This window comes from Paenibacillus oryziterrae, assembly GCF_042610485.1.
Lineage (GTDB): Bacteria > Bacillota > Bacilli > Paenibacillales > Paenibacillaceae > Paenibacillus_AQ.
The window spans coordinates 263,963-283,343 of the sequence record NZ_JBGJZO010000002.1 but is presented as its reverse complement, the minus strand read 5'-3'; the positions used below and the strand labels follow the sequence as shown (position 1 = coordinate 283,343).

Annotated in this window: 14 protein-coding genes and 1 riboswitch; of the genes, 11 read left to right on the top strand and 3 right to left on the bottom strand. The window is 48.4% G+C overall.

Annotated features, from left to right (window positions below; all coding sequences use genetic code 11):
• Positions 1-63 precede the first annotated feature (63 nt).
• The 8 genes from ACAN55_RS03670 (at position 64) to ACAN55_RS03635 (ending at position 8,725) form a co-directional block, all read left to right on the top strand.
• Positions 64-1,272 carry an HpcH/HpaI aldolase/citrate lyase family protein gene (locus ACAN55_RS03670; protein WP_379128229.1) on the top strand — a complete coding sequence of 403 codons (1,209 nt, stop codon included), beginning with the start codon at positions 64-66 and terminating at the stop codon, positions 1,270-1,272.
• On the top strand, positions 1,217-2,644 hold the full coding sequence (locus tag ACAN55_RS03665) for a phosphoribosyltransferase family protein (RefSeq protein ID WP_379128226.1): 1,428 nt from the start codon (positions 1,217-1,219) through the stop codon (positions 2,642-2,644). The genes ACAN55_RS03670 and ACAN55_RS03665 overlap by 56 nt, the downstream gene beginning before the upstream one ends.
• Complete coding sequence (locus ACAN55_RS03660) at positions 2,641-3,792, top strand: cysteine protease StiP family protein (RefSeq protein WP_379128224.1); 1,152 nt, start codon at positions 2,641-2,643, stop codon at positions 3,790-3,792. Before ACAN55_RS03665 ends, ACAN55_RS03660 begins: the two co-directional genes overlap by 4 nt.
• Positions 3,789-4,631, top strand: coding sequence for a hydrolase (locus ACAN55_RS03655; RefSeq protein WP_379128222.1), 843 nt, complete (start codon positions 3,789-3,791; stop codon positions 4,629-4,631). The genes ACAN55_RS03660 and ACAN55_RS03655 overlap by 4 nt, the downstream gene beginning before the upstream one ends.
• Entirely contained in the window at positions 4,618-5,673 is a 1,056-nt protein-coding gene (locus ACAN55_RS03650) for an ATP-grasp domain-containing protein (protein ID WP_379128219.1), read from the top strand. Before ACAN55_RS03655 ends, ACAN55_RS03650 begins: the two co-directional genes overlap by 14 nt.
• Before the next feature lie 29 nt (positions 5,674-5,702).
• Positions 5,703-6,440 (top strand): hypothetical protein, encoded by a 738-nt coding sequence (locus tag ACAN55_RS03645; protein WP_379128216.1) that lies wholly within the window; start codon positions 5,703-5,705, stop codon positions 6,438-6,440.
• Between the two features lie 11 nt (positions 6,441-6,451).
• Positions 6,452-7,546, top strand: a complete 1,095-nt coding sequence (locus ACAN55_RS03640; RefSeq protein ID WP_379128214.1) for a toxic anion resistance protein — start codon at positions 6,452-6,454, stop codon at positions 7,544-7,546.
• Between the two features lie 390 nt (positions 7,547-7,936).
• Positions 7,937-8,725, top strand: coding sequence for a formate/nitrite transporter family protein (locus ACAN55_RS03635; protein WP_379128212.1), 789 nt, complete (start codon positions 7,937-7,939; stop codon positions 8,723-8,725).
• Positions 8,726-8,818: 93 nt separating this feature from the next.
• On the opposite strand, the gene ACAN55_RS03630 is transcribed toward ACAN55_RS03635, so the two are convergent.
• Together ACAN55_RS03630 and ACAN55_RS03625 are read right to left on the bottom strand one after the other, a co-directional pair.
• Positions 8,819-11,269 carry a TPM domain-containing protein gene (locus ACAN55_RS03630; RefSeq protein ID WP_379128209.1) on the bottom strand — a complete coding sequence of 817 codons (2,451 nt, stop codon included), beginning with the start codon at positions 11,267-11,269 and terminating at the stop codon, positions 8,819-8,821.
• Between the two features lie 273 nt (positions 11,270-11,542).
• The gene (locus ACAN55_RS03625; protein WP_379128206.1) at positions 11,543-11,686 is read right to left on the bottom strand and encodes a hypothetical protein; all 144 of its coding nucleotides are present in this window, start codon (positions 11,684-11,686) and stop codon (positions 11,543-11,545) included.
• A gap of 298 nt (positions 11,687-11,984) precedes the next feature.
• On the opposite strand from ACAN55_RS03625, the gene ACAN55_RS03620 reads away from it, so the two are divergent.
• Complete coding sequence (locus ACAN55_RS03620) at positions 11,985-15,116, top strand: EAL domain-containing protein (protein WP_379128203.1); 3,132 nt, start codon at positions 11,985-11,987, stop codon at positions 15,114-15,116.
• A gap of 65 nt (positions 15,117-15,181) precedes the next feature.
• Here ACAN55_RS03620 and ACAN55_RS03615 read toward each other — a convergent pair whose 3' ends face one another.
• Entirely contained in the window at positions 15,182-16,276 is a 1,095-nt protein-coding gene (locus ACAN55_RS03615) for a GGDEF domain-containing protein (RefSeq protein ID WP_379128200.1), read from the bottom strand.
• Positions 16,277-16,491: 215 nt separating this feature from the next.
• A riboswitch (purine riboswitch) is annotated at positions 16,492-16,591 on the top strand.
• 49 nt (positions 16,592-16,640) lie between these two features.
• On the opposite strand from ACAN55_RS03615, the gene ACAN55_RS03610 reads away from it, so the two are divergent.
• Together ACAN55_RS03610 and ACAN55_RS03605 are read left to right on the top strand one after the other, a co-directional pair.
• Entirely contained in the window at positions 16,641-18,080 is a 1,440-nt protein-coding gene (locus tag ACAN55_RS03610; RefSeq protein ID WP_379128197.1) for an NAD(P)/FAD-dependent oxidoreductase, read from the top strand.
• Between the two features lie 94 nt (positions 18,081-18,174).
• Complete coding sequence (locus ACAN55_RS03605; RefSeq protein WP_379128194.1) at positions 18,175-19,338, top strand: GGDEF domain-containing protein; 1,164 nt, start codon at positions 18,175-18,177, stop codon at positions 19,336-19,338.
• Positions 19,339-19,381 lie beyond the last annotated feature (43 nt).

Here is a 19,381-nt window from a genome sequence, read left to right as displayed (position 1 = left end):
GCTATTCTTTACAATCGGCGATTTCCGCCGCTTCAGTTAGGCATATTTGAAGGGGGTAGGGCTTTGAAATATTTCGATTACCTGTCGAGTGAGCAAGAAAAGTCATTATTCTACTCATCACCTATATCATTTGATCATACCATGAGCAAAGATCTGCTGGCCTACGCCCTTGGGGCGGCCCTTTATATGCCGGCAACCCGCCCTACTGTCGCTGAAGACATTATTAAACTTAAACAAAGTGGCCTTGTCACCGTCATTATTGATCTGGAAGATGCCATTGGAGATGGTGAAGTCGACCTTGCGGAGCATAGTGTAATCCGCCATCTGGCCTTTTTAGCCGCATATGCGGAGAATGAATCGGATTCAAGAGGCAGCCTTCCGCTTATTTTTATCCGTGTACGGAGTTCCGGACAGATGCAGCAGCTTATATTCAGGCTGGGCTCTTTAACTGAAATTCTAACCGGCTTTGTTTTCCCTAAATTCTCCGCCCTTAACGGACAGGAATACTTAGAGGTTCTTGCCGATTACAATGAAACCCGCCCCTATTCGGCTCCTGTCCTGTATGGAATGCCCATACTGGAAAGCGCCCCCATCATTTATCGGGAGAGCCGGATGGATAATCTGATGTCGATTCGCCACTTATTGTCGCAATACCGGGATTATGTGCTCAATGTAAGAATAGGCGCAACGGATTTCTCCAGCCTGTTTGGGCTGCGCCGTAGTCCTGATATCAGCATCTATGAGCTGGCTCCGATCCGCGATTGCATTGCTGACATTATCAATGTATTTGGCCGGATGGAAGAAGGATATGTTATCTCCGGGCCGGTATGGGAATATTTCGCGAATAAAGGCCATCGGGTGCTCCGTCCGCAGCTGCGTCAGACACCGTTCGAGGACACTTACGGCAAGAGCGGGCGTGACCTACGCAACAATTATATCTCGAGCGCCATGGACGGGTTAATCCGCGAAGTCGTACTTGATAAAGAGAATGGAATCATTGGCAAGACCATTATTCATCCCTCGCATCTAAGACCGGTGCAGGCAATGTATACGGTTATGCATGAGGAATACGTGGATGCGCTCGGCATTGTAGAGAGTAACGATGGTAGCAAGGGAGTCTTCAAAAGTGATTACTCCAATAAAATGAATGAAATCAAGCCGCATTTGAACTGGGCCAGACGTATTTTACTACGATCTCAACTATACGGGGTGTTACATGAACAACAGCATTTTGTCGGACTACTGCCCGAGAACGAATACACATACGTTTAATATCGTCGAGAATCTGCAGGTCACTGTAACTGAAACTGCCAATCCGTTTCAAATGCCGGTTGCTGCCTTGTTTTCCATGGCTGCCCGCATCAATAAGAAGCGTTCATTTTTGTTCGTGAGTAAAGTGCTGGGGAAGCATATTCCTGTTAATCCATATACTCCGCTGCTCAGCGGGGCGGCTTTGGGGCTTTTATTATACCGGGAGATGGATCTGGAGAGCAGAACCCCGCACCAGGAACTTGTGGACAAGCTGCTGCACCAGGCCATGAAAGGACTTGTTCAGCCGGAGCTTGCCGAGGAGGCGTACCGGAAGTTGATGGCTGCCAAGCTGATTCTGCCGAAGCCGGTTCTGTTTATCGGGTTCGCGGAGACAGCAACGGCACTGGGACATAGCATGTACAATACTTTCGCCGGCAATGCATCGTATATTCATACTACACGTGAGGATATTCCTGAACTGCAATCGGTCATTAATTTCGAAGAGGAGCATTCACACGCTGTTGACCACCTGTGTTACGCGCTTGATGCTGAACTGCTGTCCGGCGATGAGCCGGTCATCTTGGTTGACGACGAGATTACTACAGGAAATACCGCGATTAATACCATCCGTGATATTCAATCGAAGTTCCCCCGAAAGGAATACGTTATTGCCTCGATCCTGGATTGGAGATCAGACAAGAATCTTCAAGCCTACAGTAATTTGGAGCAGGAGCTCGGAATATCCATTAAATCGCTATGCTTGTTGCAAGGAAATATCGAAGTGAAAGGGATTCCTCTCTTGGACGTGGTGGATGAACACTCTCCTTCCAGATCAGCTGTGCCTGTAGTAACAACCTACGTAAATGACGGGATGGAGCGGCTTCCAGTCGCCTCGACAGATTCCTTGCATGTCATTAATCAGGCGCCTTATATCAAATACTCTGGAAGATTTGGTCTGGAAGCGGCGGATAATTCTCTTCTTGATGCAGGGGTTAGTACAGTGGCAAACCAGCTACGGAAGCTGCGCCAAGGTGAACGGGTGCTGGTGATGGGTGTGGGCGAGTTTATGTACTTGCCTATGCGGATCGCGGCAGAGATGGGAGAAGGTGTTGCCTATCAGTCTTCAACAAGAAGCCCTATTCATCCTAGCCGTAGGTTGGATTACGGGGTGCAGACTGCTGCAGGGTACCCTTCAGCTGGAGATCCGGGTATTACGAACTTTATTTATAATGTGGAACCAGGAGCCTATGACGAGATTTTTGTGCTGCTGGAGCGGGAAGTGCCTGTGGAACGGATTCAGCCGATGACTGATATTTTACAAAAGCTTGCCCGGCATAAGGTGCATCTGATCGTATTGTCTTCGGTGATGCAGGAACAGGAGGCTTGTGAATGAGTGGAACAGGTACAGAGCAAATCATGAAGAAAGTGATCGCCCCTCCGGTGCCGCTCGGGAGCTACCCGCCTTCGGATGTTACTTTTCTCCTGAAGGATCTTAGTGAGGTCACGTTGGAGCGCGGGACGGAGGAGCGGGAAGAGGCCATTCAGTCCGGGATCCATTATTCGGAGATGCTGCCTGTTGAATATCAGCCGACAAGCGGCTATATCGGGCTGTTCCACGAAACGTTGCAGGAATCATCCCGGAAGGTGGCTTATGCGGTAGCGGTGGTTTCTGAGTTAATTGTAGCTGAGAGAGGTTTGAAGACGGTGCTGGTATCCCTGGCCCGTGCAGGCACTCCGATTGGTGTGCTGATTAAACGTTATATTGCCTACAAATACAGCGTCGATCTGCCGCATTATAGTATCTCCATTATCCGCGGCAAAGGAATTGATGAGAATGCTGTACTCTATATGCTTCAACAGCATGGCCTGGACGCAGAGCTCCAGTTCATCGACGGTTGGACGGGAAAAGGGGCAATTCGCCAGGTTCTGATTGAAGCCTGCAACAGCTTCTACAGCAAATACGGTATCCGGCTTAACGATGATTTGGCTGTGCTCGCTGATCCCGGACACTGTTCGGCGACCTACGGGACAAGGGAGGATTACCTCATTCCCAGCGCCTGCCTAAACTCAACAGTATCGGGATTGATGAGCCGCACCGTGCTCAGGGATGATTTGATCGGACCGGACGATTTCCACGGAGCGAAATTTTATAAGGAATGGCTGAATGAGGATGTATCCAATGAGTTCATTGAAGCCGTCTGTCCTTATTTCCCGGCAGTAGCCTTGGAGGGGCTGGAGACGGCTATGCAGATGCGTCAGTCTCCTCCGGAGGTGACCTGGCAGGGACTGCAGGATATTCGCAGCATTCAGCATGCGTTCGGTATTGCCGATATTAATCTTGTAAAGCCGGGCGTAGGTGAGACTACGCGGGTGCTCTTGCGCAGAGTGCCTTGGAGAATTCTCGTGGATTCCCTGGAGAACCCCAACCTGCGGCATATTATGCTGCTGGCTAAGGACCGGGGGGTTCCGGTTGAGGTATTCCCTGACTTAACGTATTCCTGCTGCGGAATCATTAAGCCGCTGAAGGGAGAAAGTGAATGATCTACGCCAGCGATCTGGACCGCACTCTGATTTATTCTCTAAGTGCTATCGGCGTTCCGGAGGATTCGCCTGGACTTGTTCCGGCAGAGATCATTAATGGGAACATCGTATCATACATTTCAAGAGAAGCTCTTTTGCAGTTGGAAAGGCTGGTTGAACACATTGTTTTTATGCCGGTGACCACAAGAACCGTACAGCAGTACAAGCGGATCAATCTTTTTCAGGAGACGATCATTCCGGACTATGCCATTACAAGCAACGGCGGCAACATTCTGATTAAGGGAGAAGTTGACCGGGAGTGGAGAGAAACGGTTGGGAAGCTTGTGGAACGCCACTCTGCTCCCGCGGAGGAAGTAAGGAACCGGATCTGGTCGGTCTTGCGTGAAGAATGGGTCATCAGTGAGCGGTTCTGCGACGATTTATTCTTCACCTTTGTTGTCCAGCGCGATCTGCTGCCTGTGGATCTGACGGCTATTTTAGGTGATGACTTGGATGTTATAGGCTGGAGTGTATCTTTGCAAGGCCGCAAGCTGTATGCGGTGCCGAAGGCGGTCAGCAAGAGTGCCGCAATCGGGCATGTCCGGCGTACTGTCCAGCATGAACCCATGGTCGCTTCGGGGGATTCACTGCTGGATAAATGTCTGCTTGATGCCGCCGATTATGCGATGGTCCCTTGCCACGGAGAGATATATGCGGAGCACCAAAGCGGGCTTCATCAAGAGAAATATCTTTTTACGGCGCGCTCCGGGGTATTCGCCAGCGATGAGATTCTGCAGTATGTAAGTAAGATCTACAATAATTCAATGGCATTAGGAGCTGGCCGCTATGAAAAACGTTAATATTTATTTTAATCGCTGGTTTTCCGTGGCTTATCATTATATGAATCTCATCCGCAGCAACGATGATGGAGTACCTGTTACAATCTTCGCCACTCATCCCGATATTCGGCACATGTCCCTACAGGGGGCAGATTTCGCTGAGACCGAACCAAAGCTTGAAGGAATAGAATATGTTCACTTCTGCGTTGATTTCTGCCGCCGGAATGAAATTGATATCTTTATTCCCCGCCTGCATATGCTGGATATTGCGCTGCACGCCCATTTGTTTGATGCGATCGGCACCAAGCTTATTGTGTGCAGAGATGTTGATCTGCTGGAATGCATTATGGATAAGGGCAAGTTCTATGAGAGTGTAAGCGAGAAGGGGATCATGACAATTCCAGACTATCATGTAGTCAGTACCGCAGATGGATTCAAAGCGGCTTATGAGGATCTTATCGCTAAAGGACTGCGGGTCTGCTTCAAGCCTACGGATTCCGAGGGCGGACTTGGCTTTCGAATTGTAGATAACCAGAGAAGCCCGCTTCAAGAGCTGTTCGGTCATGTGACGCCGCTGATATCCTTTGAGGAAGCATACCGTATCCTTTCGAGCGAACCCTCCTTCCCCGAGCTTATGGTGATGGAGCTGCTTGAAGGGTATGAATATAGCATTGATTGTCTGGCGGATGCTTCAGGCAAGCTGCTGGCCGCTGTACCGCGCCGGAAAGCAGGGGGGCGCCTGCGGTTAATGGAGAATAATGCCGAGCTGAAAGAAATTGCCGCCAAGGTGGCGGAGAACTACAGAATTCCGTATAATTTCAATATCCAAATGAAGTACAATGGTTCTGTACCCAAGCTGCTGGAGATTAATCCACGAATGTCAGGCGGATTGCATATTTCCTGTCTGACCGGAATTAACTTTCCTTACTTGGCAGTAAAAAGCGCGCTTGGCGGTGAGGTGATGCCGGTGGATTTCACCGAGGATGTTCTGGCCAGCCATGTAGAGAAACCTTTAATTATGAAACCTAGCGGTGAGTCTACTGTATCAGGTGTAGTGATTTAGCGCTGCGGGAAATACGTTAATCGCAAGAGGTGAGCACCATTTACAAGAAATCAGAAGTTGCTTCAAAAGTACTAATATACTCCGGCATAGGTTATGCTGCCGCTGTGCTGACCGGCTTTATTCTGCCGGAGGTGGTATCCTTGCTGCTTCCGGTAGCAGGGGCCACCGCCGGTGTGCTATCCGCAAGAAAGCATGTAAGCAATTTGCCGGATGAGGTCATTCCTGCAGTTCAGGAACCTGTGCGGACGATCCCTTCACAACGGACGAGCAGTCCGTTTGCTGGCAAAGGTGCATCAAACGCTCCTGCGGCAGTAGGTACAGGAACCGTCGGTCATCCGGCAGGCGGCAGGCATGAGGTTGTGATCGGGCCGGAATTTGCGCCAGTGGTCGAGTATCTGAGCATTCTGGAGGATATGATTATTTCAGAGGGGCAGAAGGATACACTGGATAATGAAATTGTCGAGAAATCTCTAGCCCTCTTCGCCAGACTCCAGCGTGTTATACCGCTCTTGCAGGAGTTGAATAACGGCGAGATCAACCATACCGTCCGCAGGCTGATTCTGAAGGATTTGAATGGTGTTATCAATCCGTTCCTGCGGCTTGGCGGCGAAGCTAAAACGAAGAATCGGAGAATGCTGCTTAACGGTCTGAAAGATGTGGATTCTAAAATATCCGATATCGCCTCGACGATCGAACATAAAGACCTGATGGAACTTCAGAGTAAAGCGGAATTGATTCATCAGCGATACAGCAGTTCCGAATTATAGGAGGGAAATTCATGTCCACGCAGTTAATCCAATTGAAAAAAGAAGATGAAGATAAGGTGGTCCAGGAAGCTTCACAGTTGATTGAGAAGGTATCGAAGACAGATACCGTTACCCTGGATTCGCTTATGGACGAGATCGGCAAGCTTGGAGTGAAGACACAGGAGAAGGCGGGTCAAACCCTGAAGCTGCTAGACCGTCCGGTTAACGATTTAATGTCCGGCAAACGCGTCGAAGTGCCTAACATGATCATGAAGCTGCGCAATGAATGCGAGGAGCTGCAGCAGAGCAAAAACGTCGGCTTTTTCGGCAAAATGCTGCGCAAGACTCCGCTCAAGAACTATGTCTACAAATACCAGTCTGTGCGGACCAACATTGATGCGATCGTCACAGGACTGCGGGATGGCAGAGATACTTTAGAAGAAAGTATTGTGAATATGCGCCAGCTCAAACGCACCTCCATGGAGGAGATATATAACCTTCAGACGAAGATTGCCTTCGGTGACAAGTTGAAGGAGCTGTTTGAGGTTGAGATTGCCAAGCCGGAGAATGAGTTCCGCAAGGCTTATCTGGAGCGGGGACTGCGCAAGGTAATGGTCCGTATCCAGTCGATGACCGAGATGATCATGCTCTACAACCAAGCTATTGCCGCAACGGATATCATTAATGACAACAACGACAAGCTGATCGACTCCGTCAACAATGCCATTGATAAAACCTCGAATCTGATTACGGTATCGGCTATGATTGCGATGTCTTTGGCTGATCAGGAGAATGTCATCAATGCCGTGGAAGCGACCAATAAGACCATTGAAGACCAGTTCAAAGAGAATGCCCGTCTCTTGCGCACTACTACAGAGAAGACAACGGAGCTGCTGTCCAAGCCTTCCATGTCTATGGAAGCAGTGAACCAGGCCATTGGCGATTTGATGATCGCACTGGATACTTCCGAGCAGTCCAACCGCCGGATTATCGAGAGCTGCCAGGACTACACCTCTAAAATGACAGTAATCAATACCCAGCTGAACAACCGTCTGGGGTTGAACGAAGGGGACAAGCCTAAAGCACTGAACGAAGCCTCAGGTGACTTGAGTAATTTCCTGAATTAAGCCTCGTTTTCTGGGATAAGCTGGCACCATAAGATGAACAAAAGCCTGTTGAAGTCGTTCAACAGGCTTTTTGTGTACTCATATTCCCTCATCTCCCCACATAAATTGTCACGTAAGGCATGACGGGTGAAGGAAAGCGGGGATAGGCATATGTTACTGGGCGGCTTGATTCTTGTGCTTATCGTCTTAGCCAGCAGCGAGAAGGCTGAGGCCATTGCTGCACTTAATGATGACACCTGATAGAAGAAGGGCTCTGTTCTGAGCAGCAAAAAGCGGTTCATTTCCGTTCTGTGGTTCAAGCAATTTCCAGCGGTTTATTGGGTATAATAAGCCGGGGTTGTACGATAACCTTTACCAGCTGAAAATACGGACCGAAAAGACGGAGGGTATATGGAAAACGAAGCGCTGCTGCAGGTTGAGAAACTAGCTCTTAAGAAACAGAAGATTTACCGGCAGAGTATACTCCGGTATATGGCCAGAGCGATGTTGGCCAGTATGTTTATCGGCTTTGGGGTTATCGTGGCATTCAAGACGGGGAACTTCTTCTATATGGAGCATTCGCCGATGACGTATCCTATGGCGGCCATTACCTTTGGCGCGGCCATCATCCTCATTTCTTATGGCGGCGGCGATCTGTTCACAGGCGACACATTTTATTACACGTACGCGGCTCTAAGACGCAAGATGGAGTGGACGGAAGTCACACGGATGTGGACGATTACTTATCTGGGTAATATCCTGGGTGCAACGGCGTTTGCTTTGCTTATTTTCCTGACGGGCTTGTTCTACGATTCCAATGTGAACAGCTTTTTGCTCTATGTAGTTGCCCATAAAATGGAGGCCCCGACGCTGCAGTTGTTCTTTCGGGCGATTTTATGTAATTGGCTCGTCTGTCTGGCCTTTTTTGTCCCGATGTCGATGAAAAGTGACGGGGCTAAAATGTTCGCTATGGTCTTGTTTGTATTCTGTTTCTTTATCTCCGGTTATGAGCACAGTATTGCCAATATGTGTACCTTTGCCATTGCGCTTGTGCTGGACCATCCAGGGACCATTTCATGGGCGGGAGTATTACATAATCTCGTGCCTGTGACGATCGGGAATATGATAGGTGGTGGTGTGCTCATGGGGGTCATGTATTATTACGTTAATAAGCCGTTTCTCGATGATGATCATCATTGATCCATACAACGGCTGCCATGCCGTATGCTTACATTATTATCAAAAACTCCGCGCCCTTTCGGGAAGCGGAGTTTTTGATGTAAGACCATTATGCTACCATTTCGAACCGCCGGAGGAATTTCCCCCGGATCTCCCGCCGCCGCCCCAGGATGAGCCGCCCGAAGACCGGCTGCCTCCCCATGAAGATCCGCCGGACGAACGTCCGCCGCCAAAGCCCCCGGAGGAAGGAGGGCCGGAAGACATCCGCTTGCGGGCTTGCTCTCGTCGCTGCTGCTCCCGCATCCGGGCCAACTGGGCTTGGCGCTCTTCCTCTTCTTTCTGGCGCACCAGCCGGCCAGCCTCGTTCACGAAGAAGTCGATCTGCGATTCCAAGGAACGGGCCAGTGCTTCCAACTCTTCCAGATGAAGAGGCGGTGATGCCAGCTCGTGCTCCAGCTGTCCATATTCAGGCAGCGAGGTAAGCTGGAAGCTGATCCGGCCGGAAAGTCCCCGGCTGTATAACAGATGCTCAGCCGCTTCCACTCGTCCTTCACTGTCGGAGAAGAGTCTGCTGACGGCTGTCAGCCGCTCCTCTAAAGCGTCGAGAGCGGAATTGATTTCACTGAATTTCCTTCCGGCATCTTCCTGCAGGCCAAGAAGGTACTCAAGAGACTGGTGTGCCTGTTCATATTCTCCGCGCTCGTCGCTGGTCCAATTCTCAATCTGAGGAAGCTCAGCTGCACCTTCACGCAGTTTGGCGCTCCATGTGCTAAGCTCTTTATCACTATCACTAACATACTGCTCTGTAAAACGTAACCTTGACTCTTGCAGACGGATTTCCAGTCCATCCCGCTGCTGCTTCAACTGTGTCCAATTGGCGCGCACCGTCTCCAGATCGCGACGGTTACTTTGTCTTAGTAGCGCCTGGCGCTCGGTCATGGACACTGCCTCTTCCAGAAGAATGTCCAGCTGTGATGCGATTTTCCGTACTTCGTCCATATCACCGCTACGCAAAGGGGCTTCCAGTGCTGCGGCAGCCGCCTCTGCTTTCTTCAGATTGTCATAAGGGGCAACCTTCATATTCTGCAAAGAATGCTCATTGATCAATCCGGCAATCTTGCTACGAACTGAAGCCAGATCTTCCGGGAAGTCATTCATCTTATCTTCGTAATGGTCAACATCCTTGAGATCCTGCTCGATCTGCTCCTGTTTCTCCAGAGCTTCCCCAGTGATCTCTTGGGCGGCAATCGGGTCAAACAGCTCCAACTGATCCGCTTTGGCTGTTTCATCTGCAAGTTCCTGCAGGTCTCCGGCAATCTCATCAAGCTTGAAGCCCGTTTCCTGGATGATACTCTGAAGCTGCTGGTTCAGTTCAGGGGCATCGCTTTTCAATTCATTAATCCGCTCCTTTACATTACGGTCAGCTTCGCTGATGATGGCAACCTGTTTCTCTTCTTCGCCAATAGTCTTACTGAACGTGTCGGTGGTCACACGAAGCTTGCCGACAGCAGCCTTAAGGACAGCAGGACGATAAAAGGGGATCGAAACGCTGTTGTCTTCATCGCGCAGTGCTGAAATTTGAATCAGGGTATCCGAAAGACGCTTTGAAATCCCGTCCACCATTTCTTCGGTTTTACCTTGAACAATGCCTTGGAACGGCTTTAAGGATTCAATAGCCCGATTAGTCCGCACCAGCAGTGTACCCAGAAGTTCCCGCTGCCCGTACCATTCCTTGCGGCGGCGCATACCTAGAACCGAGATATATAGTGCCCAGACGGCAAGGGCAGATCCCAGCACAATCAATGCCAGAATGGGTAGAGGCAGCCCTGAACGTCCAGTAGTGTTATTTACGGAAGAACCGCTCTCACCCCCGCTGCCTCCGGCATCGGATGCCCCCGTTTCCGTATGGCCGCCAGACCCAGTCCCGGACGTCTCGCTTCCTGTGTTGCCGGTTCCAGTCCCGGATGATCCGCTTCCTGTATTGCCGCTGGTTCCGGCCCCTCCATCACCTGCCTTGCCCGTTCCAGAAGTTCCAGTACCGGCACTTCCTGTTCCTGTACTTCCTGTTACACCGCCGCCAGCACCTGTATTTCCAGCGCCGGCGGGTGAGCCCGCCAGGTTATACACAGCCTCCATTAAGGAGGTGATGCCACCTGCGAAATCGCCGCTACCGGCGTAAGGGATGAAATAAGTATCCAGCAGAGCGGTTATCGCCGGACTGCCTGCGGATCCTCCCCGGGCAATCGACCATGCATCCAGCGAGGCCTGTAGGCCGGGATTATTGAAATTAAGCTCCACCCGGCGGTCCTGGCTGGAAATCAGCAGCAATAAATCGCGTGTCTTAAGGCCCCAGGAGTTATAGGCATCTGTAGCGTATTCTGCTGAATCTGTTCCTTCCAGAGAATCTATGGTCAGAAGATGGAATGTGTAGCGGCTTCCGGTAGCAGCTTCTGCGATAGTTGATGCTTCTCCGGAGCTTAAGAGGCCAGCTTGATCGGTTACCAGCCCTTGCTGAGCTGGAATCGTTGCAGCGTAAGCTGCCGGCACCCATAAAAGAATAAACATACCAAGTAACAACATAACTTTTTTCAACCTTACACACTCCAATCTGTAGGAACTGTATTCCATTATTATACTTAAGATACTCCTTATTATTAAACCCCGCAGCCGAAAGCGAAGAAATAAGATGAAGTTGCTACAAATACAAGGGTACAGAGTATAGGGCGTAACATTTATACCGTTCTGTATTCGCAAAAAAAAGCCGCCTTCCTCTGAAAGGAACACGGCTATATTCATATATAAGGTTCTAGGACGCGGAGCGTTCCACCTTGAGAGGTTTTATCTGGATTGCAGGCAGAGAATATACTGAAGTCTGGATTTGATTTCTTTCTGCCATTTCATATCTCCAACCTTAACTGCCAAGTTCAGCAAATCCAGATAATCATCAACCTGCAGTGTCGTCCGGGTAGTCATCGCGTTCATGGATGTTCATTCTCCTTTAACTGAAAATATGGCTTCATTAAGTATCATCAATATAATAATGATAATCATTATCAACTATTAGTGTTATTATCCACATTTCCGGAGTAAAAAGCAACCCAAAGATTAGAGGATCTGATGTTAAATTTGTTACAATTTTAAGTATTACGCGATTTTCGTATTTTCGCACATTTTGTACGTCCAAAAGGGGGAGGTTAGCAGGAAGCATACCATATTTTGTCGAATAATCATCTTTAGAGAGCTGGATCTCCAATTCACGGAGTTTAAAAGGAGAATTACGATGAAGTTTTGCAAAAGCCTGTTCCTGTTCATGTTCCTGCTAATATTTATCTTTCCTGTTACCGTTCACGCGGAGAGAGAAGAGGTTAATTACCAGGCTGAACTGGATTATCCACCCTATAAGTACATGCAAAATGGATATTTAACAGGTTTTGATATTGATCTGACTAGTATGATTTTTGAGAAAAAGGATTATTTGATTCATTATAGTACCGGATTATGGAGCGAGGTAAACGATCGTCTAATCAATGGAGAGATCGATACCAGCGGACTGATGGTTATGACCGAAGAAAGAAAACAGGACTTGCTGTTCTCCAAGCCAGTATTCCAAAATTATCTCTCCGTATATTCAAAAGAAACGTTGGCCGGAGAAATTAATCTCACTAATATGAGCCATTACAAGATTGGTGTGGGCAACGAGCAGTATTCAGAGACGATTTTGAAGAATAAGGTCGGCATCTCGCAATACAAAACATATCCCACTGTCCCGGAGGCTCTGGAAGCTCTGGAAAAGGGCGAAATCGATCTGCTTTTTGAGAATCAGGGTGTTGTGGATTATCTGGTTGTTGAACAAGGAATGACCGGGAAAGTTACTCGTAAAATGAGCAATCTGTATCCGATGGATGTGGCCTACGGGATCAGTAAGTCATCGCCGCAGATGGTTTCCTATATCAATGCCCGCCTGGACCGGCTTCATCAGTCAGGTGCATTTGAAGAACTATACATACAGTATTTCTTTAACCATTCCGATTATTACAAGGAAATGATGCGTACCCGGATCATCTCCGGAGTGGTCATTGGTTTCTGTCTTCTGGTTTTTACCTTTGTATTTCTCAGAATGTATATTAATCACCTGCGGCGGACGATTTATGCCGAACAGCAATTTTATGAAGATGTAATTGAACACTCCGAAATGTTCGTCTGGGCGGTCCGTCAAGACAAGCGAATCATCCGTTTCAATAAGTATGCTGAGCGAATGACGGGGCTACGGGAGAAGGATGTCCTGGGGGCCACTCTCGAAGAAATCGGAGAGCTTCAGAACAGTCTGGCTGGAGCGCTTAAAGACCTTCTGTACAAAGCTACACTGGGTGACCTGGTGAACAATGTGGAGCTGAAGGTCAGATGTGAGGAAGGGACGGAATGCTACTTTGATTTCCGGACCACCGTCCTGCGGGGATGGGATAAAGAGGCCTTGAACGTCTATGTATTGGTCGGCACAGATATCAATGAACGCAAGCGTAATGAGATGAAGCTGCAGCAGAACTATGAAGAGGTGGAGGCGACTTATGAGGAGTTGGCCGCTGCCGAGGAAGAGCTTAAGGACCAGCTCGAAAAGCTCAGGCTGAATGAACGCAGGTTCAAGCTCGCCTTCGAGGGGTCCGGTGCGTATATGTGGGAGCTGATCTGGGCAGAGGGAACCTATACACTGTCGGACCGGTGGTATGAAGTGATGGGATATTCACGGGAAGAAATTAATACATATGAGAATGGCGTTCTGAGCATTATTCACCCGGATGATCAGGAGTCATCACGTAAGGCGAGACAGGAGCATTTGACCGGCCTGACTCCAATATACGAAACCGAATACCGGATGCGTACCCAAAAAGGGGAGTATATCTGGTTTGAGGTAAGAGGTAAAGCAACTGTCGATCCCAAGGGAGGTATCGTCCTGTTTCTTGGGTCTCTGATTGATATCAGCAACCGGAAGCAAGTGGAATTTAAGCTGAACAACAGTTATCAGGAACTGGAGGCAACGTACCAGCAGCTAACGGCAACCCAGCAGGAGCTTGTAGGACAATACGACCTGCTGCTTGAGAATCAGGAGAAGATGTTCCATCTGGCTTACTACGATTCCTTAAGTAATCTGCCCAACCGTATTTGCCTGCTTGAGTCTATCGAAAAGTATATCCAGAATCCGGGTGGACATGCTGCGCTGCTATTTGTGGATACGGATAACTTCAAGTATATCAATGACACAATGGGACACAAATTCGGTGATATTTTGATCCGCAAGTCCAGTGAGAGACTGCAGTCTGTAATGCGTCAGAATATGGTGCTCTCTAGGCTGGGGGGCGATGAGTTTGTCATTCTTCTAAAAGATGTTACAGGCCATGAAGAGGTGCTGAAGCTGGCGGAGGAAGTGCTGGATGGATTTAAGCAGCCGTTCTTAATCGGAGAGAGTAATCTGTATGTAACGGTAAGCATAGGGATATCGTTCTATCCGGAAGATGGGTTTACGACAGAAGAAATTTTGAAGAACGCCGACATTGCTATGTACCGTGCCAAGGAAGCGGGCAAGAACAGGTATGTCATGTATGACAAATCTATGCATGCCGCCTTCAATGACCGGATGAACATCGAGAAGCATCTGCGGAGCGGTGTGAGCAATAACGAATTTGAGCTGTATTACCAGCCGCAGGTGGACATTCAGACAGGGAAGATAACTGGTGTAGAGTCATTAATCCGGTGGAATAGTCCGGTGCTGGGATTTGTATCTCCTCTATCCTTTATTAAGGTAGCTGAGGATTCCAGGCTGATCATCCCTATCGGGGAGTGGGTATTGCAGAAATCCTGCTTCTTTATGAAGGATGTTCATAACCGGGTGGGAATCCCTTACAAGATTTCAGTAAATATTTCCGTCATTCAAATGCTGCAGGATGATTTCACAGATATGGTACTTCAGGCTCTGGAGGATAGCGGACTAGCGCCGAGCTGCCTGGAGCTGGAGATCACGGAGTCTATCTTCATGGAGTCTTTCGGAAGTATTGTCAGCAAGCTGGAGTTCCTGAAGTCACACGGGATTCTTATAGCGCTGGATGATTTCGGGACAGGTTACTCGTCACTGAGCTATTTGCAGCAACTGCCGATCTCTACGCTGAAAATGGACAAAATTTTTATCGATTCACTGTCAGACGATCCGTATAGCCAATCATTTGTTCAAACTATTGTAGAACTGGGCCATAAGATTGGCCTTAAGGTTGTAGCGGAAGGCGTAGAAGATGTGAGTCAGTTGAATTTCCTGAAAAAATCGGGTTGTGACATGGTTCAGGGTTATCTGATGAGCAGACCCGTTCCCGAACGGTACACAGACGAAATATTTGATCCGCTTAAAGCTTGGAATGTCGGGTTGTAATTTTGTAGTATGGCATGGCCATACAATAAAAAAGAGCCTCGGAGAAATCCGAAGGCTCTTTTTTGCTATAGAACGACAATTTTATTTTTCCCAGTGTTCTTGGCCTTGTACAATGCATCATCCGCTTTTTGAAAGACGTAGCTCTTGGAATCGGCTCCGGCAAAATCATGCATGCCGATACTTACAGTTACGGCTTTGCCTTCCATTTCAGCAATCGGGAATTCAGCAATCATCGTTCGGATCTCTTCCAGAATATGATGAGAGGTTTCCAGCGGCTTCGCAGTCAGGATGATGACAAATTCCTCTCCACCGTAGCGGGCGGCGAAATCGTCAGAACCAATATGGCTGAGGATGATGGCAGCGACCTGCTTTAGTACGATATCGCCGACCCAATGGCCATAGGCATCATTCACTTTTTTGAAATTATCAAGATCCAGCACCGCAAGTTGCATCGGGAATGGATTATTCTGCTGATGATCAATCAGCCAGCCCAGATATTCATGAAAGGTTTTGTGATTGTAAAGATCCGTAAGTGGATCAATCTTGGACAGGCGGTCCATGATGATGTTCTGGATGCGCAGATCCTGCTCCGACTTCATGGAGTTTTCCAGCGAACCGAGGAGGTCCCGCCCCCGGCGTATTACCCCAAATCCAGTCAGTGAAGCTCCGGCAAAGATGATAGCGATAATAATATTTTCGACCCGGAGCGTGTAATCGTAGGTTGCGGTAGTGCTGAATAGAACTATGGTGTATAAGGCGCAAACCACTGAAGAAGCGATCAGATAGGTACTATTCAGATAGATCATGGATACAAGCAGCGGCAGCATCATGATTAACGGTTTGACATCAATCCCGGGGCTGATGAACATGATGATCAGAATGGCATATAGATGGCTTCCGACCGTGATAGATGCTTCCGAATGTTGGGGCTTCCACTTATAAATACATTCAAGGGTAAGCATTAGTGCGAGTATGATCAAATCAGGAGTCGCCACAAAGCGGATAATATATTCCCCTTCCGTGACTTGAGGGCGGTAGCCCCACATGGACCCGAAAATAAAAAGTTGACTTGAAAGATCTACAAGCAGTATAGCCCAGAATACATTTAGAAGCACACGGTTCCAGTAGGCTTGGCGAGGAGTTTGCGATGACAGATGCATAAGGATGTTCCTCTTTTCCAGTAGCAATAGGATTATATATTCGACAATGATACGGGTTTCCCTTCAATACGAGATAGCGTGGAGAATGTTCGTCTTTTATGCAAAATTCAAATAATTAACGTTATGTGTAAGATTTTTATTGCACCAAACACGAATGATTTATAATATATCACCTTGACGCATTCGTATATATCGGGTAAACTTCCTAATGGATCACAAAATTATAACAAGCTGTTCGTATATCCCCGAAGATAAGGTCCGGGGGTTTCTACAGGGAACCGTAAATTCCCGGCTACGGATAGGATGCTTTGGCATACCTATCAGTGGCCGGGATTTTTGTTGTCCCATAACTAAGGAGGAACAGATGAGTAAATATGATGTAATTGTCGTAGGTGCGGGTCCTGCAGGGATTTTTGCATGTTATGAATTGACACGGAAAGCGCCGCATTGGAAAGTGCTTCTGGTAGATAAGGGTCATGATATTTACCGCCGCAATTGTCCGATTCTTGAAGAGAAGATCAAACTCTGTCCTCCGGCTTCCGGCCGCAAGGAATTCGCAGGCTGCCTGCCGGCTTGTTCCATTACTGCGGGCTTTGGCGGTGCAGGCGCGTACAGTGACGGAAAATTTAACATTACCACTGAATTCGGCGGCTGGATGACCGATTATTTGGCTCCTTCCAAGGTGCTGGAATTAATTAAATATGTCGATGATATTAATTTGGAGCATGGAGCGACACCGCTCATCACCGACCCGACTACAGACAGTATCCGGAATATCGAGCAGCGCGGGTATGCGGCGGGGCTGAAGCTGCTGCGGGCTCAGGTGCGTCATTTGGGAACGGAACAGAATCTGGAGATTCTGAAATCCATTTATGAATATCTGAAGACGCGGATCGATATGATGTTCAAGGCGGAGGTACAGGATATTAATACGGTAAAAGAGGATGGCGTTCACCGTATTACTGGTATTACCCTGAAGAACGGTGAAATCTATGAAGCGAATCAGGTCATGATTGCACCGGGGCGGGATGGATCTGCCTGGCTGACCGAGGTACTGAAGAAACGTCGTCTCAAAATGTACAATAACCAGGTTGATGTAGGTGTGCGTGTGGAGACGTCGGATGTTGTCATGCGGGAGATCAATGAGCATCTCTACGAGGGTAAGTTCATTTATAACACCTCTGTCGGCACGCGCGTCCGTACCTTTTGCAGCAATCCTTCCGGACATGTTGTTGTGGAGAATCACAGCGGAGTTATGGCGGCGAACGGCCACTCCTACAAAGATCCGGCTCTGGGTTCGAGAAATACAAACTTTGCGCTGCTGGTTTCGCATAAGTTTACGGAGCCCTTTGACAAGCCCAATGAATACGCCCGCGAAATTTGCAAAAGAGCCAATGACCTGTCCAGCGGTGGAGTCATCGTTCAAAAGTACGGTGACATTCTGCGTGGACGCCGCTCTACGGAAACAAGAATCAGTGAGGGGTTCTTGGAGCCTACGCTGAAGGAGGCAGTTCCGGGAGATCTGGGACTTGTACTTCCTTACAATACAATGAAGAGTCTGATTGAAATGGTGGAAGCGCTGGAGAAGGTGACTCCGGGAATCGCCTCGGAGCATACGCTCTTTTATGGAGTGGAAGCTAAGTTCTATTCCGCCCGTCCTAAACTCTCAGAGTCACTGGAGACGGAGATTTCCGGTCTATATTGCGGAGGAGATGGTGCAGGAGTGACCCGCGGTCTGGCTCAGGCAGGAGCAGCGGGTGTATGGATCGCCAGAGGAATGCTGGATCGGATTACGGCAATGTAATAACGCATCGCAGCACTATCGCTTTTATCTGTGACAATTTCAAACGAGATATGGTATTATATTGAAGTTGAAATTTGAATAAGAGGGTAGAAACATGGCAAAGTTCAGGAAGCACATTGCACTATTACAAGTCCCTGCCTCCGTGGTTATGACAGAAATTCGTCTTGTCAATTTAAAACGTATTATTTATGCTGCTGTTGTACTAGCTCCGTTGCACTTGCTCTGCGCGCTGGTATTCAGCGGCTTTTCTCCCTCATCGGCTTCTGCTGCAGAGTGGCGGTCCGGAATTATGCTGGGTCACTACTCTATGGCTGGAGCTGTTCTTGTTCTCGCGGGATGTGCCTGGTGGCTGCAGAATAACCGTTTAACAACAGCGTGGGGATGTCTCTTAACTTTATTTGGGACTTGGTTATATCTTGGACTAGGAATTTATCTAACGTCTCAAGATCAGTTGGTCAACTCCGGAATGACCCCATTTGTGATCATTTGCCTTGCTTTAGCCGTAGTCTTGCGGATTCATCCGCTCTCGGCGCTCATCAGCTATGTAACGGCATATACTGTTTTTTATTTTTCTATCTCCTATACCCAACCTCATCCTGACATTGTATTATCCTTGCGTATTAATGCTGTATGTACGGTGCTTGTAAGCATTGGAATATCCTGGATTATGTGGAGACAGAACCTAAAACTCATCTATATGCGCCGGAAAGTCGCACATCGTCAAAGCAGATTAAAGCTTAAAAACCGGCAGCTTCATTATTTGGCAGGTCATGATGCACTTACGGGGCTGCTTAACCGCATGCAGTTCCGCAAAGAAGCCTACATAGAAATTGAACGGATGCGTCGCAGCGGACAGGAGTGTTCGATGATTATCCTCGATATCGACCGCTTTAAGGGGATTAACGACCATTACGGACATCCTGTCGGGGACAAGGTGCTGACGGATATTGCCGGTATTATCCGGAGTACCATTGACCAGCAATATATCTGTGCCCGATTAGGCGGGGAAGAGTTTATTATGCTCCTGTATGGAGCCAAGGCGAGTGATGCTTTCTGCACCGCCCGTCTGTTATGTACGGCGATCGGGGAGTATTCTTTCCGTACGGAAGATATAGCGGTGCATGTTACTGCAAGCTTCGGAGTGGCGGCGATGCCTGTAGATGACGTTAGTCCACTAGATCAGGCATATAAGAGGGTGGATAAGGCGTTATACCGAGCCAAGGAGAAAGGCGGAAATACCGTAGAGATGGCGTCTTAAGTATAGAAGGGGAGAATTTCCAATAGAAACTATTTCCTTTACT